This is a genomic window from Candidatus Pyrohabitans sp., assembly GCF_054014795.1.
In genome coordinates this window covers 1-15,349 of sequence record NZ_JBPMGE010000084.1, presented here as the reverse complement: position 1 = coordinate 15,349, position 15,349 = coordinate 1, and the positions used below count along the sequence as shown (strand labels likewise).

Annotated in this window: 20 protein-coding genes and 2 tRNA genes; 13 read left to right on the top strand and 9 right to left on the bottom strand. The window is 53.2% G+C overall.

The features are described 5' to 3' along the window. Positions 1-2 precede the first annotated feature (2 nt). The 11 genes from ACXJJW_RS08740 to ACXJJW_RS08690 all read left to right on the top strand — a co-directional run bounded on the left by ACXJJW_RS08740 (position 3) and on the right by ACXJJW_RS08690 (position 7,319). On the top strand, positions 3-434 hold the full coding sequence (locus ACXJJW_RS08740) for a NusA-like transcription termination signal-binding factor (protein ID WP_456475360.1): 432 nt from the start codon (positions 3-5) through the stop codon (positions 432-434). Between the two features lie 11 nt (positions 435-445). Continuing rightward, a complete protein-coding gene (locus ACXJJW_RS08735; protein ID WP_456475359.1) occupies positions 446-883 on the top strand; it encodes a 30S ribosomal protein S12 in 438 nt (145 codons plus the stop codon). A 4-nt stretch (positions 884-887) separates the two neighbouring features. Continuing rightward, positions 888-1,478, top strand: coding sequence for a 30S ribosomal protein S7 (locus ACXJJW_RS08730; RefSeq protein WP_456475358.1), 591 nt, complete (start codon positions 888-890; stop codon positions 1,476-1,478). Between the two features lie 4 nt (positions 1,479-1,482). Continuing rightward, positions 1,483-3,642, top strand: a complete 2,160-nt coding sequence (locus ACXJJW_RS08725) for an elongation factor EF-2 (RefSeq protein ID WP_456475357.1) — start codon at positions 1,483-1,485, stop codon at positions 3,640-3,642. Between the two features lie 36 nt (positions 3,643-3,678). Beyond that, entirely contained in the window at positions 3,679-4,962 is a 1,284-nt protein-coding gene (gene tuf / locus ACXJJW_RS08720; protein ID WP_456475356.1) for a translation elongation factor EF-1 subunit alpha, read from the top strand. Between the two features lie 39 nt (positions 4,963-5,001). Continuing rightward, positions 5,002-5,310, top strand: a complete 309-nt coding sequence (rpsJ, locus tag ACXJJW_RS08715) for a 30S ribosomal protein S10 (RefSeq protein ID WP_456475355.1) — start codon at positions 5,002-5,004, stop codon at positions 5,308-5,310. Positions 5,311-5,488: 178 nt separating this feature from the next. Then, a tRNA-Ser gene (locus ACXJJW_RS08710) sits at positions 5,489-5,619 on the top strand. A 138-nt stretch (positions 5,620-5,757) separates the two neighbouring features. After that, on the top strand, positions 5,758-6,033 hold the full coding sequence (locus ACXJJW_RS08705; protein WP_456475354.1) for an AF_0619 family ribbon-helix-helix protein: 276 nt from the start codon (positions 5,758-5,760) through the stop codon (positions 6,031-6,033). After that, complete coding sequence (locus ACXJJW_RS08700) at positions 6,000-6,341, top strand: PIN domain-containing protein (RefSeq protein WP_456475353.1); 342 nt, start codon at positions 6,000-6,002, stop codon at positions 6,339-6,341. The genes ACXJJW_RS08705 and ACXJJW_RS08700 overlap by 34 nt, the downstream gene beginning before the upstream one ends. Before the next feature lie 114 nt (positions 6,342-6,455). Further along, entirely contained in the window at positions 6,456-6,749 is a 294-nt protein-coding gene (locus ACXJJW_RS08695; RefSeq protein WP_456475352.1) for a UPF0175 family protein, read from the top strand. Then, positions 6,750-7,319, top strand: a complete 570-nt coding sequence (locus tag ACXJJW_RS08690; RefSeq protein WP_456475351.1) for a PIN domain-containing protein — start codon at positions 6,750-6,752, stop codon at positions 7,317-7,319. It begins immediately after the preceding gene. A 23-nt stretch (positions 7,320-7,342) separates the two neighbouring features. On the opposite strand, the gene ACXJJW_RS08685 is transcribed toward ACXJJW_RS08690, so the two are convergent. Genes ACXJJW_RS08685 through ACXJJW_RS08670 form a run of 4 tightly spaced genes read right to left on the bottom strand, consistent with a single transcriptional unit; the run spans position 7,343 to position 9,494 of the window. Continuing rightward, positions 7,343-7,888, bottom strand: a complete 546-nt coding sequence (locus ACXJJW_RS08685; protein WP_456475350.1) for a non-canonical purine NTP pyrophosphatase — start codon at positions 7,886-7,888, stop codon at positions 7,343-7,345. Next, the gene (locus tag ACXJJW_RS08680) at positions 7,889-8,332 is read right to left on the bottom strand and encodes a hypothetical protein (RefSeq protein WP_456475349.1); all 444 of its coding nucleotides are present in this window, start codon (positions 8,330-8,332) and stop codon (positions 7,889-7,891) included. A gap of 32 nt (positions 8,333-8,364) precedes the next feature. Beyond that, complete coding sequence (locus ACXJJW_RS08675; RefSeq protein WP_456475348.1) at positions 8,365-9,195, bottom strand: ATP cone domain-containing protein; 831 nt, start codon at positions 9,193-9,195, stop codon at positions 8,365-8,367. A gap of 11 nt (positions 9,196-9,206) precedes the next feature. Beyond that, complete coding sequence (locus ACXJJW_RS08670; protein ID WP_456475347.1) at positions 9,207-9,494, bottom strand: MazG nucleotide pyrophosphohydrolase domain-containing protein; 288 nt, start codon at positions 9,492-9,494, stop codon at positions 9,207-9,209. An 86-nt stretch (positions 9,495-9,580) separates the two neighbouring features. Here ACXJJW_RS08670 and ACXJJW_RS08665 point away from each other — a divergent pair, with 86 nt between their 5' ends. Next, positions 9,581-9,871, top strand: a complete 291-nt coding sequence (locus tag ACXJJW_RS08665) for a hypothetical protein (protein WP_456475346.1) — start codon at positions 9,581-9,583, stop codon at positions 9,869-9,871. Positions 9,872-9,970: 99 nt separating this feature from the next. Further along, positions 9,971-10,666, top strand: coding sequence for a DUF8548 family protein (locus tag ACXJJW_RS08660; RefSeq protein ID WP_456475345.1), 696 nt, complete (start codon positions 9,971-9,973; stop codon positions 10,664-10,666). Position 10,667: 1 nt separating this feature from the next. Here the strand turns inward: ACXJJW_RS08660 and ACXJJW_RS08655 are convergent, their stop codons facing one another. The 5 genes from ACXJJW_RS08655 to ACXJJW_RS08635 form a co-directional block, all read right to left on the bottom strand. Beyond that, positions 10,668-11,624, bottom strand: coding sequence for a zinc metalloprotease HtpX (locus ACXJJW_RS08655; RefSeq protein WP_456475344.1), 957 nt, complete (start codon positions 11,622-11,624; stop codon positions 10,668-10,670). Positions 11,625-11,680: 56 nt separating this feature from the next. Further along, positions 11,681-11,860, bottom strand: coding sequence for a hypothetical protein (locus ACXJJW_RS08650; protein WP_456475343.1), 180 nt, complete (start codon positions 11,858-11,860; stop codon positions 11,681-11,683). A gap of 122 nt (positions 11,861-11,982) precedes the next feature. After that, positions 11,983-12,093 (bottom strand) — tRNA-Met (locus tag ACXJJW_RS08645). A 68-nt stretch (positions 12,094-12,161) separates the two neighbouring features. Beyond that, the gene (gene acs, locus ACXJJW_RS08640) at positions 12,162-14,096 is read right to left on the bottom strand and encodes an acetate--CoA ligase (protein WP_456475342.1); all 1,935 of its coding nucleotides are present in this window, start codon (positions 14,094-14,096) and stop codon (positions 12,162-12,164) included. Positions 14,097-14,106: 10 nt separating this feature from the next. Continuing rightward, the gene (locus ACXJJW_RS08635; RefSeq protein WP_456475341.1) at positions 14,107-15,264 is read right to left on the bottom strand and encodes a nicotinate phosphoribosyltransferase; all 1,158 of its coding nucleotides are present in this window, start codon (positions 15,262-15,264) and stop codon (positions 14,107-14,109) included. Positions 15,265-15,349 lie beyond the last annotated feature (85 nt).

Genomic DNA, 15,349 nt, shown 5'->3' with positions numbered 1-15,349 from the left:
TAATGGAAGCTTTGAAGCTTTCTGCCAGGGAAATTAACTATATCGCCCTTTTTGAGAGTATGACGGGTGCAGTTACCAAAGACTGTATAATCGACGAGGATGGCAGGAAGATAACCTTCATAGTTAAGAAGGGTGATATAGGATTGGCGATCGGCAGGAAAGGCTCAAATGTGCAGCGCGTCTCACGCGCGCTGGGCAAGAAGATTGAAATTATTGAATACAGCTCTGACCCCACCGAGTTTGTTGCAAATGTGCTTCACCCCATCAGGGTTAAAAGCGTTGATATAGAGGTGAAGGAAGGCAAGAAAGTGGCAAAGGTGAAGGTAGATATGCAGGACAAGCCCAAGGCAATCGGCAGGGGTGGCAAGAACCTGGCGCGTATCAGGAACATCCTGAAAAGACATTACGGCATCGACGAAGTAATTATAATCTGAGGTGAAAATGCATGGCTAAGAAGCCAACTGGCGAGTTTACTGCACGCAAGCTGAAGCGGAGAAGGAAGGAAATCAGATGGAGTGATCCCAGATACAAGCGGCGCGTACTGAAGCTGAAGGAGAAGTCAAACCCCCTCGGTGCGGCGCCGATGGCAAGAGGGATAGTGCTGGAAAAGGTGGGTATTGAAGCCAAGCAGCCAAACTCTGCGATACGCAAATGCGTTAAGGTGCAGCTCATAAAGAGCGGCAGACAGGTTACCGCCTTCGCACCCGGAGATGGAGCAATCAACTACATAGACGAGCACGACGAGGTGCTCATCGAGGGCATCGGCGGAAGGCAGGGTGGAAGTATGGGCGACATCCCGGGCGTGCGTTTTAAGGTTATAGCGGTCAATGGCGTGTCTCTGCAGGAGCTTGTGCGTGGACGTAAGGAGAAGCCAATAAGGTGATAGGATGTTCAAGATCTTCAGTTTATGGGACCCGAGTGAGGTTGAGGTGCGCGACCCCAGTTTAAGGGGATATATAAACCTTCGCCCTGTGTTAGTGCCCCACACCATGGGCAGGCACTTCCGCCAGTTCGGCAAGGTGGAGGTGCCCATTGTGGAGAGGCTGATAAACAAGATGATGGTTACAGGGCATGAGGGTAAGAAGCACAAGCGCTCCTCAGGCAGGTACGCCGGGAAGAAGATACTCGCCTCAAAGATAGTGAAGGAGGCTCTGCAGATAGTGGAGAAGCGCACCAAGAAGAACCCGATTCAGGTGCTTGTGGATGCTGTGATAAATGCAGGGCCGAGGGAGGAGACCACAAGGCTCAAGTACGGCGGTATCGCCTATCATCAGAGTGTCGACGTTGCTCCTCAGCGCCGCCTTGATATGGCACTGCGCTTCATAGCCATAGGTGCGGCGAGGCAGGCCTTTAAGTCTAAGAAGAGCATCGCCCAGGCTCTGGCGGATGAGATAATAGCTGCTGCAAATTATGATATGAAGTGCTATGCAATTTCAAAGAAAGAGGAGATTGAGCGCATAGCAAAGGCCGCGAGGTAGGAAGATGGGAAGACGCGAAGAGATGATCAAGAAGATTCAGGTGCTCATGAATAAGCCTGAATACATACGCAACATGGGTATAGTGGCTCACATAGACCACGGCAAGACAACGCTCAGTGATAACCTTCTCGCGGGTGCAGGTATGATGAGCTTTGAACTCGCGGGCAAGCAGCTTGTGCTGGACAGCGATGTGCTTGAGCAGCAGCGGGGCATAACCATAGACGCCGCCAACGTGAGTATGGTGCACGAGTACGGGGGCGAGAGCTACCTCATAAACATGATAGACACCCCGGGCCACGTGGACTTCGGGGGCAACGTAACCCGGGCGATGCGTGCTGTTGACGGCGTGGTTGTCGTGGTCTGCGCTGTGGAGGGTACAATGCCCCAGACAGAGACGGTGCTGCGCCAGGCGCTGAAGGAACGTGTTAAGCCTGTGCTTTTTATAAACAAGGTGGACCGCCTGATTAATGAACTCCGCCTCACACCGGAGGAGATGCAGCGCCGCTTCATCGAGATAATCTCAGAGTTTAATAAGATTGTTAAAGGTATGGCGCCACCTGAATTCAGGGATAAGTGGCAGGTGAAGGTGGAGGACGGAAGTGTTGCCTTCGGCTCGGCCTACCACAACTGGGCGATAAATTTCCCGCTGATGAAGGAGAGCGGTATAACCTTCAAGGATGTTATTGATTATAATATTAAAGGGGAGCAGAAGGAGCTTGCTAGGCGTGCGATGGTGCACGAGGTTATCCTGGACATGGTTGTAAAGCACCTCCCCTCACCAAAGGTTGCGCAGAGGTACCGCGTACCTCAGATATGGCCGGGGGATATAGAGGGTGAGGACGGCAAGGCCATGCTTAACTGCGACCCCGAGGGCAAGCTGGCTGTTATGATAACCGACCTGAGGATAGACCCCCAGGCGGGAGAGGTGGCGACTGGAAGAATATTCTCGGGTACGCTGAAGCGGAGCCAGGAGGTCTACCTGTGCAATGCCAAGACAAAGACGCGCACCCAGCAGGTGGGTGTATACTTTGGTCCCGAGCGCATGCCCACTGAGTATGTGGTGGCTGGCAATATAGTTATGATCACGGGCTTGAAGAAGGTTCAGGCGGGTGAGACTGTTACATCTCCGGAGGCACCTCTGGAGGCGTTCGAGGAACTGCGCCACTATTCTGAACCCGTGGTAACTGTCGCTGTGGAAGCCAAGAATACCAAGGACCTGCCAAAGCTTATTGAAGTGCTCAACATTATGGCGAGGGAAGACCCCACACTGAGGGTGGAGATCAATGAGGAGACTGGAGAGCACCTCCTCTCGGGAATGGGTGAGCTTCACCTGGAGGTGGCCACCTACCGTATAAAGGAGCGCGGTGTTGACATAGAGGTGTCTCCACCCATTGTTGTTTACAGGGAGAGCGTTGTCTCAACCTCACCTTCCGTGGAGGGCAAGTCGCCCAACAAACACAACCGCTTCTACTTTGTTGTTGAGCCCATCGAAGAGGAGGTGATGAAGGCCATCCTCGAGGGCGAAATCAAGCCTTCGCGCTATAAAGGCAAGGAGCTTGGCAGGGCCTTTGAGAAGGTTGGGCTGAGCAAGAACGAGGCCAAGGGCCTGGTCGAGGTCTACGGGAACAACCTGTTTACAGATGTGACCAAGGGTATCCAGTATCTCCACGAGACCATACCTCTGATTCAGGAAGGTTTCCACGATGCGATGAATGAGGGCCCCCTCGCAAAGGAGGCGGTGTTTGGTGTGAAGGTAAAGCTTGTCGACGCGAAGCTTCATGAAGATGCTGTACACCGCGGGCCGGCGCAGGTCATTCCAGCGGTGCGCGACGCTATACGCGAGGCTATGCTTCAGGCACAGGCGGTGCTCCTGGAGCCCAAGCTCAGGGTGTTCATCCACGTGCCTCAGGAGTACATGGGCGCTGTGACGCATGAGATTCAGCGCCGCAGGGGTCAGATAATTGACATGCGCCAGGAGGGCGACCTCATAGTGGTTGAGGCCAAGTGCCCTGTGAGCGAGATGTTTGGCTTCGCAGGTGATATTCGCAGCGCTACAGAAGGAAGAGCGCTGTGGAGCACAGAGTTTGCGGGCTTTGAACGCCTGCCGGCCGAGCTTCAGGAAGAAGTCGTGAAAAAGATACGCGAACGAAAAGGTTTAAATTAAGGTAATGAGATAACAAGGCAGAAAGGAGGTAAAAGCATGGCTGAGAAACCCCATATGAACTTGGTGTTTATTGGACACGTAGACCACGGCAAGTCTACGACTGTGGGAAGGCTGCTCTTCGAGATGGGTGCTATAGGAGAGCATATTATAAGGCAGTACCGTGACGAGGCGCAGAAGATAGGCAAAGCCACCTTCGAGTTCGCTTGGGTTATGGACCGCCTTAAGGAGGAGCGTGAGCGTGGCCTGACGATAGATATATCTCACCAGAAGATGGAGACAGACAAGTACTACTTCACAATAATCGATGCCCCCGGCCACCGCGACTTTATTAAGAACATGATAACCGGCGCATCTCAGGCTGATGCCGCGGTTCTTGTGGTGGATGTGGCCCAGAAGGACGAAACGGGCGGACTCATGCCCCAGACAAAGGAGCACGTGTTTCTGGCGCGCACTCTGGGTATCCAGCAGTTCATCGTGGCTATAAACAAGATGGACGCTGTGAACTGGAGCAAGGAGAAGTATGATGAGGTTAAGGCGCAGCTGGACAAGCTCTTCAGAATAGTGGGCTATAGGCCAGAGCAGATTATCTATGTGCCCATCTCTGCTCTTCAGGGCGAGAACATAATAAATAAGAGCGACAAGATGCCCTGGTGGGATGGCCCAACTCTGGTGGAGGCGCTTAACAACCTTAAGGTGCCAGAGAAGCCTGTTAACCTGCCGCTACGCATACCCATCCAGGATGTTTATTCCATTACTGGAATAGGAACTGTGCCTGTTGGCAGGGTGGAGACAGGCGTGCTCAAGGTTGGCGATAAGGTTATCTTTGAGCCTCCTGGCGCCAGCGGCGAGGTGAAGAGCATAGAGATGCACCACGAGAGCATACCCAAGGCCGAGCCTGGGGACAACATAGGCTTCAATGTACGCGGTGTCGGCAAGAATGACATAAAGCGCGGCGATGTGTGCGGTCCTGTTGACAACCCGCCCACAGTGGCGAAGAGCTTCACAGCACAGATAATAGTGCTTCAGCATCCCAGCGCTATAACAGTGGGCTATACGCCCGTGTTCCATGCCCACACTGCACAGGTGGCATGCAGGATAGTGGAGCTCATAAGCAAGCTGGACCCGCGCACAGGTAATGTGGTGGAGAAGAACCCCCAGTTCCTCAAGACAGGCGAAGCTGGAGTTGTGCGTGTACAGCCGACGAAGCCCCTAGTGGTGGAGAAGGTCAAGGAGATACCCCAGCTTGGAAGGTTCGCTATCCGCGATATGGGTATGACGGTTGCCGCCGGTATGGTGGTGGATATAGAGAAGGCGAAGTAAACCTTCTCTCTACTTTAAATTTTACAGGGTGACAGAGTTATGCAGCGTGCAAGGATAAAGCTCAGCGGCACAGACCACAGGAAGCTGGAAGATGTGTGCAAGCAGGTAAAGGAGATTGCCCTGAAGACGGGTGTGGAGATGTCAGGGCCGATACCGCTGCCCACCCGCAGGCTCCGTGTGCCTGTGCGCAGGTCCCCCTCCGGTGACGGCACAGCTACGTGGGAAAAGTGGGAGATGCGCATCCATAAGCGCCTTATCGATATAGAGGCGGATGAGCGCACAATGCGGCAGATAATGCGCGTGCGCGTGCCGGACGGCGTTAACATAGAGATTGAGCTGCGCGCTTAATCTTTCCCTCTTTTTTGCAACCTACTCGTCGAACACAACCGTATTCTCGTTGTACACCACTATCACTTTTATCACCGCAAGTTAGATTTTAACGGTGCATACTTTGGGCTTTTCCGAGAGCACCGGAAAAGTGTTTCAAAATACTTCTCCAAGGTTATCTTAGCGGGTGTTATCGACTGCCGGGGTAGCCAAGCCCGGACCACGGCGCGAGCCTGGAGTCTTCGTTTTCCCGGTCCAGAGTACGGGAAATCAGCGACAGAAAGCTCGTGTTCCTCCCGGAACGCAGGGGTTCAAATCCCCTCCCCGGCGTTTATTTTTACTGGTAAAAAGGCTGATTGTCAAGCATGCCAGAAGTGATTTCATGACGAGCGTGATGTATGACTAAGCGCTGGAGGACCGATGACAGCAAAAGCCTTAAATATTTGTGTCCACATACTTATGTGCCATATGGTAAATATAACATTGTCTATACCGGAGGATGTGTACCGGAAAATGAAAAAGTACCGGGAAATCAGATGGAGTGAGGTTGCCAGGAGAGCAATAATGGATTACCTGAAGAAGCTGGAAGGGGGATATGAAACTACCACCGAGGAGCTCCTCACAGAGCTCGGTGAGGATTTCAGGAAGAAGCTTAGAGAACTCAGCTTTGAAGAGGCAGTTGAAGGTTATGAGAAGATGAGGCAGGCGGAATGGAAGAGACTCTCTACGATACAAGCGCGCTGATAGAGATTTATCGACAGGGCAAAGTTCCTAAGGGATGCACAACAATACTGAACCTTGTAGAATTTCCAAAAGCCATGGATTTTAACCTTAAAGTGCTGTATCCCTCCAGAACCGACTCCAATCTTGCTCTGGAAATTTCCCTGGAGCTCCTGAAAATTGGCAAGCCACTCCCAGCGGTGGATGTGATTATTGCTGCGGTTGCCCTGAACAACAATTTGAAGTTGATTACTAAAGACAGGCATTTTGAGAGCGTTAGAGAGGTTAGGAGGGATTTAAGGCTGAGTGTGGTGAATGAATCAATCCAATGATTGTACGCCGACACCCTCGCCTACCGCTAAGAATCCAGAATTCAGAAAGGTCAAGAAGGTTTCACGAAGTTAAAAATTATAAGATTTAATAAAATTTATAAGATGAGGTGTAAAATGCCTGAAATAATAACTGCCCAGATAAAAGATAATATTGCAAGGGGACTCAGGGAATACATGGAGGCTTCAGGTCTTGACAGGTCTGCAGCCATAAGAAGGCTTCTGGAGAGGGGGCTAAGAGACTGGAAGCTTGAGCAGGCTATAAACGAGTATCGGGACGGGAAAATCTCCCTCATGAAAGCCAGCGAGAAGGCCGAAATTACAGTATGGGAATTCCTAGATGAACTCGACAGGAGAAAAATTCCTCTAAACGTATCCATGGAAGCCTTTGAAAAATCTCTGGGGCTGTAGATGGAAAAAGAGACCATCCGGAAGAGGGTAGAATACTGGAAAACACGAAAGGTTGAAGCAGTAATAAACAGCTCCCCTTCAATTTACCTTGCCAAAACTGGAGCTCTTGATTTCCTTGGTATATATTCAAATGTCTATATGCCCGAAATCGTAAAAACAGAAGTTGTGGATGCAGGAAAAAGAGTCAGTGCTCCCGATGCACTGTTCCTCGAGAATGCGATTGAAGAAGGCAGGATTTTTTTAGGCACACCCAGTTCCAAAAAGCTGTACAATACCCTACTGAAAAATCCCTTAATACAGAAGGCCGATGCTCAAGCTATTGCCCTAGCAGACGAAAAAAAGGCAGTATTAATCATGGACGACTCAAGGGGAATTGAAATTGCCAGAATGATGAATATTGAAGTTGAACCCACCCTGACGGTTATCCTGATAGGGTATGCCCTTGGGATTTCTGATTATACCAGAACAAAGGAGATTTATAAAAATCTGCTTTCTACAAAATTCAGAATCTCGGCACTGGAATATGAAAAAGCCCTCAGATACCTGGAAATTCTTCGAGGAATTATATAGTAATTTAAAGGATGTACCACTTTTCAATCCTTCCCACTCAAATACTCCCCCAGCGCGGTGAAGCTCTTCTTCCAGTCAGACATTGCCAGAACCTCGTCAAAGCCCATCTCCGCAAAGGTACGGCTCTCGCCTTCTGGTATAAAGATGGTGTCGTACCAGTACTCAGAGCTTCCTCGCGGACTATCTGCAATCCTGCCGCAGACCTCACCCCTGAAGAGCCTTATCTCCCCGCTCGCCTCGCGGAGCCCAACCACAGAGCGGAAGCACGCCTCCCTTGCTTTGTCCTCCATAAGCCTCAGCAGGTGCTTCGCCGTGAGGGTGCGCTGCACATAGCCGGTGATGGTCCCTGGAAAACCGCGCAGCGCCGGGATGAATAAACCAGAATCCTCAGCCATCGCAGGTAAAAGCTCCGCCTTCCTCAGCGCATCCTCCACCACACTCTCGCTGTTCTCCGCCTGAATCTCCCTGAACCCGGGCATAACCATCTCAAGAACTATGCCGTACCGCCTCAGCAGGCCGCCAGCTATGCGGAACTTAAATCTATTGGTGGTGTAGAAGTACAGGCGCATCTACAGCACGCCCGCCCTCATGTACATCGCCACGCCGGTTACGACTGCGAGCACATAGAAAGCTATACCCAGGCTGCCCAGAACCATGTGCACAATCTCATTCCTTCCAATCCTCTCTGTGAAAAGTCTACCCCTCATAAAAATTCCGTAGACAAGTGTCACGCTGAGAAGGATGGTGGCAAGGCTTATTGAGATAATGTGGGGCACAAGAAAGCCTGTTGCGCGGAAGACCTCCCTCCCGCCAGCCATCTCTATAGCCAGAGATTTTTCATAACCGTAGTATATGGCAAGTGCCAGTACAAACAGGGAGTAGGCGGTATACACCATGGCTGGATGCCTCGACTTATCGCCTGCCGGCAGAGACTTTGCCTTTCTGTAGCCTTCAGCGGCACCGGCAAGGAAGAGTATCATTCCCACAGCAAGAATATAGGGATGGTATAGCATGGGGGTAAATTAAAGGGAGGGGATATAAATTTTTATCGCCTGTTGATAAGCTCTTCCGCTTCCCTCTTTATCCTCTCCAGCTTCCCTGAGGGTAGTTCTGTCATGAGCCTTGCATACTCGCTGTCCGCCTCCAGCAGGTCCTTAACAAGTACCAGCCTCGCCTCAGCAAGCTTCCCCAGGGTGCTCCTGTCCACAGAAGGCAGTGAGGTTACCGGGTAAAGCTTCTTTTTATCTATAAGCTCCCGCAGGCTTCTGCCACGGGGATAGCGCCAGGTGATAAGCTTCATCTTCCTGCACTTTGCAAATCTTCTTGCGTCGCCTGAAGCTTTTGTATTGGTGACCAGCCATACCTCGTCAAAGTAACCATTGGCCTCAGCCAGATCAAGGAAGCGCATATAGGTGTATAGCGCCTCCTTCAGGTTGGTATATATCCCGGGGGCATTGTGATACTTGCACTCTATGAGTATGCGCTTCCTCTCACCCCTGATGAGCTCTGCAATAATATCAATCTCATGCACAACGCACCTGCCAGCCAGCTTTCTTCCTATTACTGTGCCATAACCATAGTGCTCAAGTATCTCTGCAAAGTATGCCTCAAAGGCGAAGCCTGCAGGGCCAAGGCGCATTATCGCCTGCTTCAAATCGTAGCGCATGCCCGCCTTGCGCTCCTCCCGGGTGAGTAGCCGCTTTACAATTTTCAGTATCTCGCCCGTGGTTATGCCGTCGTAGAGCCTGGCCTCCACCCCGGTGAGGACCCTTCTCCTCACATCACTGCTCGCCCCTGCTCTCCTCAGGGTGCGCTCTATCTTGCGGGGGTCAAACCTTTCCCTCTTCCCTGAAGCCTTGGTCACATAGACCGTCATTCTTAATCCTTCTACTTATCACATTCGCATGGCGCAGAGTTACAGTACCGGCATCTTCCCGGGTACTTCTTTTCCAGGGCTTCCTCAAGGCTTATACCTTTGAGGTTGGCATAGCTCGCCACCCATGCGATAATGTCGGCAATCTCCTCTTCCATCCCTTCTTGATCCTGCCTGCGGTGAGCCTCAAGGAGCTCGCCCACCTCCTCCACCAGCCAGAGCAGTGTGGCCTCAGTGCCCCGCTTGCGGTCCTTCTCGAGGTACAGCTGGCGTATGAGGGACTGAAACTCTGCAATCTCCATACAGCTAGGTGGCCCTCGTGGGATTTAACTCTTTTGTTTCGATCTTTTATGAATCTGTCAAGACGTTAAGATAGACAAATTTAGACATGAAGTGCACCTTCTGCTCCAACGAAGCCGCTGGGCTAATAACCGAGTTCAGGCTCAATCTCTGCCCCAAGCACATGCGCCGCTTCCAGAAGTTTCTGGAGATTAAGCGCGAGGCCGAGACGGAGCTCCTCGAGGACATGCGCGTTATTGAACGCCTTGTGAAGCTCAACCCTCGCTTTGTAACCTGTCCCGGCTGCGGGTCCTCCAGTATTGAGATACATCACTGGGAGAAGCAGGGTAAGAAGAATGTCCCCATATTCAAGTGCAGAAGCTGCGATTTTAAGGGTTAACCTTTTCTCTTTTTAGAATAAAGCCCTGCCTAAGTGCAGAGTTATCCTGCAGAGGATTTAACACCCCAACTGCGGAGATAAAGGTTAGAGGTGAGCACGATGCCAGCGCTCAGGGAGATTATCGACGCCCACGTCGCCAGGGTGCCATATCTAAGCGAGGTTGCCTCCCGGTGCCTTGCCACTGAGCGCTGGGGCGGAAGCGTTGTGTGCATGCTCGCCGACGCCGCCATCACTTCGACCGGCGTTAACTACTTCACAGTGGTTGTACCACGGGTAGAGGAGTTCAGACGCAGGTTCGTTGCCCCTCGCGAAATAACCCGGGTGGAGGACCTTGCACTGGCTGAGCTGGAGAAGCTGCTTGAGGTATGGGGAAACAGGCGAAGCTGGAAGGCGGCTCAGAGCATAGCAGCCCATCTGGCGGAGCTGAAGAAGCAGCACCGCATAGACGACCGTCGTGCCTTGAGAAGGTGGGCGAGAGAAGCCAGGCTGGAGAGCTGGCACAGCGACGCCATAGGCAGGGTGAAGGGTGTGGGGATAAACACCTTCCAGTATTTGCGCATGATGGGCGGGGTGGATACGGTGATGCCAGACAAGATTGTAAAGCGGGTTATCAACGAATTTCTTCTAAAAGCGGGAGAAGCCCCTGTGGAGGAGGACCTCCCCTTCATCGCAAAGGTACACGAGATTGCTGCCACCACACAGCGTAGGGCAATAGAGCTGTGCTTCCTGGCATGGCTGGTGCAGTACAGAGGGGGGACACTGAAAAGGTATGCAGAGATTATGAGGGGTATTTAGGCTACGCTCTTCTGGCTGCGAGCTGACTGAGGCGCTTGACTCTAACCACCATGTTTGGATGGGTGCTCATCATCTCCATGAGCCTGTCAGCAGTGCTTAAGCGCACCTTCTTGCTGCTCAAAGCGAGGAGCTCATTTGCATCTATGTTCCCGTCGAGGTTGGCGTCCACCTGCTTCAGCTCACGGATTTCATGATAGGCACGCGAAGGGTCATTGGCAAAGAAGGCTTTGTACCCTTCCATCTGCTTGAGCACCTTCCTGTCAACGCGGGCGCTTCCGTAGACCAGCTTGTACAGCGCACTCGCCAAAGCGTGCGGCGGATTGCCCAGCTTCACACTGCCCTCGTCGGCGTAGTACTCGCGAATCCTCGAGCCATAGAGCACCAGCAGATTGGTTATAAAGTATAACAGAAAGGCTGCTATGCCCAGAGCCACGGCATTCCCCCGATTCCTGCCACCGCTCCACATGAAGCTCCAGGCAAGATACCAGAGCACCATGGGCACAACACTCAGGGCTGTTATCACAGTCACATCCCTGTTCTTCAGGTGAGAAATCTCATGCCCGAGCACTGCGCGCAGCTCCTCCTTGCTAAGGAGCTGCATAAGCTGCTCAGTGACGCACACCCTGCCGTCGCCTTTCCAGCGCCCGAAGGCGAATGCATTGGGTATCTGCAAGCGGGAGATGCCCACCTTCGGCTTTGGGATGCCCGCCAGCCTCGCGAGTTCGGCGACCATGCTGTGCAGTTCCGGGGCCTCAGCCTCACTTACATAGCGCACGCCCATACTCATCTCCACTATTTTGGGCGAGACAATGTACTGTATGATAAGTAGCACCACAGCTATGCCCCCGTAGACTGCAAAGCTCTGAATCCCCATCATGCTTGCCGCTACCACTATAACCGCATATACAATGGCGAACATCGCCGCCAGCAGGAGGTACATCCTAACCTGAAGCCACATAATCCGCACGACTCCTTTCCACTTTATCTCCTGTGATAGAGACAGTTAACGTCTTACTAGAATAAGTAAGCCACCACCAGATAGATAAGTATCCCTATCATCAGGTACTGGAGCAGGCCCCCACCGTGCATGCCGCAGCCAGCGTGGGAGGAATGCCCCTCTTTGCCGTGCTCGTGCTTCTCCCCTTCTACTTCCCTGCCCTCTTTCTTCTTCTCAGGTGTACCGCAACACTTCATTTCTATATCTCCTAGCCAAATGAGGGCTTTTGTACAGAAATAGTTTGTTGTTGCAAAAAGTAAAATAATCTTAGTGGGAGTTTCCAAAGCAGAAAAAATGGGCATTTGATGTGGCTAAGGAGTGCCGGGGGCGGGCTTCGAACCCGCGGCTTCCACGTATCCCAGGAGTGCCCTCATGAGGCATAGCCTCTCCCTATGAGCGTGGCACTCTAACCAGGCTGAGTTACCCCGGCAGCAAAAGAGAGCAACGCCTTAACTACTTAAATCTTATTGTAGCTGATGCCCCGCCAGCGCTTGGCCATTACCCCCTCTTCTTAATCTCCTCTATCGCCTTGACGTCTTCCAGTGTGCTTATATCCCCTATCTCCCTGCCCTCCTCAAGGGCGCGCATTATACGGCGCATTATCTTGCCAGAGCGCGTCTTGGGCAGCTCACTGACGAAGTGGATTTCCTCGGGTTTGGCAATGGGCCCAATCTCCCTGCCTACATGCCTCCTCAGCTCCTCCTTAAGCTCGGGGGTGGGCTCAACACCCTCCCTGAGCACAACGAAGGCAACGATTGCCTGGCCCTTAATCTCATGCCGCCTGCCCACCACCGCCGCCTCTGCCACGCTCTCATGGCTCACCAGAGCGCTCTCCACCTCCATTGTGCCAAGCCTGTGGCCAGAGACGTTGATGACATCGTCTATCCTGCCCATAATCCAGAAATCGCCCTCCTCATCCACGCGTGCCCCGTCGCCTGTGATGTAGATGCTACTGTCGGCGAAGTAGGTCTTCACATAGCGCTCCGGGTCGCCCCACACAGTGCGGAGCATCGCCGGCCAGGGTTTTTTAATAACAAGCTCGCCGCCCATGTTGGGCTTTGCTTCCTTACCCCTCTCATCCACCACCCCTGCGAAGACGCCCGGGAAGGGTTTATTGGCAGAGCCCGGCTTGAGGACACTAACCCCCGGGAGCGGGGTAATCATAATCATGCCCGTCTCAGTCTGCCACCAGGTATCGACGATGGGACAGCGCCCACCCCCAACCACCTCATAGTACCACAGCCATGCCCTTGGATTTATGGGCTCGCCCACGGTGCCCAGCAGGCGCAAGGTGCTTAAATCGTGCTTCTTCACCCACTCATCGCCAAGCTTCATAAAGTAGCGTATCGCCGTCGGTGCAGTGTAGAGGATGCTCACGCCATAGCGCTCTATAATCTCCCACCACCTGGCGGGGGTTGGATAGTCCGGTGCGCCCTCGTACATCAGCACAGTCGTGCCATTGGAGAGCGTACCATAGACAACGTAGCTGTGCCCTGTCACCCAGCCGATGTCTGCGGTGCACCAGAATATATCCTCATCCTTCAGGTCGAATACCCACTTCGCAGTAAGATGAACGCCCACATTGTAGCCGCCGTGCACATGAAGCACGCCCTTGGGCTTGCCAGTCGTCCCTGAGGTGTACAGTATAAACAGAGGATGCTCACTCTCAAGGGGCAGAGCCTCGCACTCTGCAGAAGCCTCGCCCTCAAGCTCATGCCACCAGAAATCTCTGCCCTCATGCATGCTAACCTCGTTGTCAGCACGCTTGAGCACCACCACGCTTTCAACACTCGGCGCTTCCTTCAGGGCTTCGTCCACATTGTCCTTCAGCGGGATTACCCTGCCGCGGCGATAGGCACCGTCTTGAGTTATAACCACCTTTGCCTCGCAGTCGTTTATCCTGTCGTTGAGGGCCTTCGCCGAAAAGCCGCCGAACACAATGCTGTGCACAGCGCCTATGCGCGCGCACGCGAGCATGGCTATGGGAAGCTCTGGCACCATGCCCATATAGATTGTAACGCGGTCACCCTTCTCAACCCCCAGCTTTTTCAGCACATTTGCAAACCGGTTAACCTGACGGAACAGCTCAAGGTATGTGAGCACCCTCCTGTCCCCGGGCTCGCCCTCCCAGATTATCGCCGCCTTGTTCTTTCGCCAGCTTTTAACGTGCCTGTCGAGGCAGTTGTAGGTTATGTTTATCTCCCCGCCGATGAACCACCTGTAGAAAGGCGCCTCGGTATCGTCGAGCACCCTGCTCCAGCGTTTGAACCAGTGGAGCTCCTCAGCCGCACGCTCCCAGAAGGCTTCAAAGTCCCCTGCCGCCTCCCTGTACACCTTCTCGTCATTAACCAGCGCCTTCTCAGCAAACTCCCTCCTGGGAGGGAACCTCTTCACAACCCTGAGCAGAGACTCAATTCCATCGTCGTTACCCATCCAATACCCCCTAAATTTCTACCTTTTCCAGCTGTTGCAGCACATACTCGCGTATCTCTCCTGCAGGCGGAAGCTTCGCCACCAGCTCGCCCTGCCTTATCAGTGGGTGCAGGAGGTCCTGCATCCGCGTGCCGCACCTCTCGCAGACCTCTGTCTTTGCCTCCCTCACAGGCACGCGTTTGCTGTGCATGCAGCCAGAGCAGCGGAGCACCGCCTTGGCAAGGCTGAACTTACCCCGCTTCGCTGCGGGTCTGCCCTCCACCTCTACTATGTCAAGGGCAAAGTCTATGGTTGAGGCGGCGCTTATGCCTGTGCCGACACCGAAGCCATCCGCCAGCGCGAGCTCCTTAATGTTCTCCTCCTTAACGCCCCCGGACACAAAGATTTTCACATGCTTATAGCCACGAATATTAAGCTCCCAGCGCACCTCCTCCAGAATCTTCGCCATGTTCCCGCGTCTTGAGCCGGGCGTATCCAGGCGCACGCCGTAGAGATTTTCTACCGCCTCCGCCGCCATTACCGCCTCCTGCTTCTCATCGCAGTAGGTATCCACCAGAGCGATGCGCGGCGCAGTTTTATCAACCACCTCATCAAAGTAGCGCCATGCCCTAACCTGGTCGCCCACGGTTATTATGAGGGCGTGGGGCATTGTGCCGCTTGCCCTTTTGCCTATGAGCCTCTCTGCCGCTATGCCCGAGAAGCCGTCGCAGCCGCCTATGTAGGCGGCGCGGTCTATCATGGGCGCTATTGCGGGGTGCATTCTGCGAATACCAAAACTGAGCAGAAGCTTGTCTCCGGCGAGCTTTCTGAAGCGCGCCGCCTTTGTTGCTATGCCCGAGGCCTGGCACAGCAGCCCCAGCAAGGGCGTTTCCAGCGTTGAGAACTCCTTGTAGTCGCCTTCAATGCGCATCACAGGCTCAAGAGGGTAGAAGATGCTCCCCTCGGGCATCGCATAAACGTCGATGTCGTAGCCCTCCAGAAGGCGGGCCGCCTCCTCTATGCCAGCGAGCACGCCCCACCCATAGCCACCGGGCAGTGAGCTCGCCGTAACCTCTGCCACAACGCGCCTGCTTATCCCCTTTTCCTCAAGCACGCGCCGTGTGTTGACAAAGTAAACATCTGTGGTTCTGCCAGATTTAATCTCCTCCTCACCTGCAACATGAAACATAGTATCAAAGTTTAAATACTGCAGGTATAAAGCTTTTTGCTGGTGGTTATGTGAAGGTGGCTTTGGTAGGCTGCGGTGCAATAGG

What these genes read in the sequence shown, in the direction of transcription:
- ACXJJW_RS08740 (WP_456475360.1), top strand. Translation starts at nt 3, where the DNA reads ATGGAAGCTTTGAAGCTTTCTGCCAGGGAAATTAACTATATCGCCCTT.
- ACXJJW_RS08735 (WP_456475359.1), top strand. Translation starts at nt 446, where the DNA reads ATGGCTAAGAAGCCAACTGGCGAGTTTACTGCACGCAAGCTGAAGCGG.
- ACXJJW_RS08730 (WP_456475358.1), top strand. Translation starts at nt 888, where the DNA reads ATGTTCAAGATCTTCAGTTTATGGGACCCGAGTGAGGTTGAGGTGCGC.
- ACXJJW_RS08725 (WP_456475357.1), top strand. Translation starts at nt 1,483, where the DNA reads ATGGGAAGACGCGAAGAGATGATCAAGAAGATTCAGGTGCTCATGAAT.
- tuf (WP_456475356.1), top strand. Translation starts at nt 3,679, where the DNA reads ATGGCTGAGAAACCCCATATGAACTTGGTGTTTATTGGACACGTAGAC.
- rpsJ (WP_456475355.1), top strand. Translation starts at nt 5,002, where the DNA reads ATGCAGCGTGCAAGGATAAAGCTCAGCGGCACAGACCACAGGAAGCTG.
- ACXJJW_RS08705 (WP_456475354.1), top strand. Translation starts at nt 5,758, where the DNA reads ATGGTAAATATAACATTGTCTATACCGGAGGATGTGTACCGGAAAATG.
- ACXJJW_RS08700 (WP_456475353.1), top strand. Translation starts at nt 6,000, where the DNA reads ATGGAAGAGACTCTCTACGATACAAGCGCGCTGATAGAGATTTATCGA.
- ACXJJW_RS08695 (WP_456475352.1), top strand. Translation starts at nt 6,456, where the DNA reads ATGCCTGAAATAATAACTGCCCAGATAAAAGATAATATTGCAAGGGGA.
- ACXJJW_RS08690 (WP_456475351.1), top strand. Translation starts at nt 6,750, where the DNA reads ATGGAAAAAGAGACCATCCGGAAGAGGGTAGAATACTGGAAAACACGA.
- ACXJJW_RS08685 (WP_456475350.1), bottom strand. Translation starts at nt 7,888, where the DNA reads ATGCGCCTGTACTTCTACACCACCAATAGATTTAAGTTCCGCATAGCT.
- ACXJJW_RS08680 (WP_456475349.1), bottom strand. Translation starts at nt 8,332, where the DNA reads ATGCTATACCATCCCTATATTCTTGCTGTGGGAATGATACTCTTCCTT.
- ACXJJW_RS08675 (WP_456475348.1), bottom strand. Translation starts at nt 9,195, where the DNA reads ATGACGGTCTATGTGACCAAGGCTTCAGGGAAGAGGGAAAGGTTTGAC.
- ACXJJW_RS08670 (WP_456475347.1), bottom strand. Translation starts at nt 9,494, where the DNA reads ATGGAGATTGCAGAGTTTCAGTCCCTCATACGCCAGCTGTACCTCGAG.
- ACXJJW_RS08665 (WP_456475346.1), top strand. Translation starts at nt 9,581, where the DNA reads ATGAAGTGCACCTTCTGCTCCAACGAAGCCGCTGGGCTAATAACCGAG.
- ACXJJW_RS08660 (WP_456475345.1), top strand. Translation starts at nt 9,971, where the DNA reads ATGCCAGCGCTCAGGGAGATTATCGACGCCCACGTCGCCAGGGTGCCA.
- ACXJJW_RS08655 (WP_456475344.1), bottom strand. Translation starts at nt 11,624, where the DNA reads ATGTGGCTTCAGGTTAGGATGTACCTCCTGCTGGCGGCGATGTTCGCC.
- ACXJJW_RS08650 (WP_456475343.1), bottom strand. Translation starts at nt 11,860, where the DNA reads ATGAAGTGTTGCGGTACACCTGAGAAGAAGAAAGAGGGCAGGGAAGTA.
- acs (WP_456475342.1), bottom strand. Translation starts at nt 14,096, where the DNA reads ATGGGTAACGACGATGGAATTGAGTCTCTGCTCAGGGTTGTGAAGAGG.
- ACXJJW_RS08635 (WP_456475341.1), bottom strand. Translation starts at nt 15,264, where the DNA reads ATGTTTCATGTTGCAGGTGAGGAGGAGATTAAATCTGGCAGAACCACA.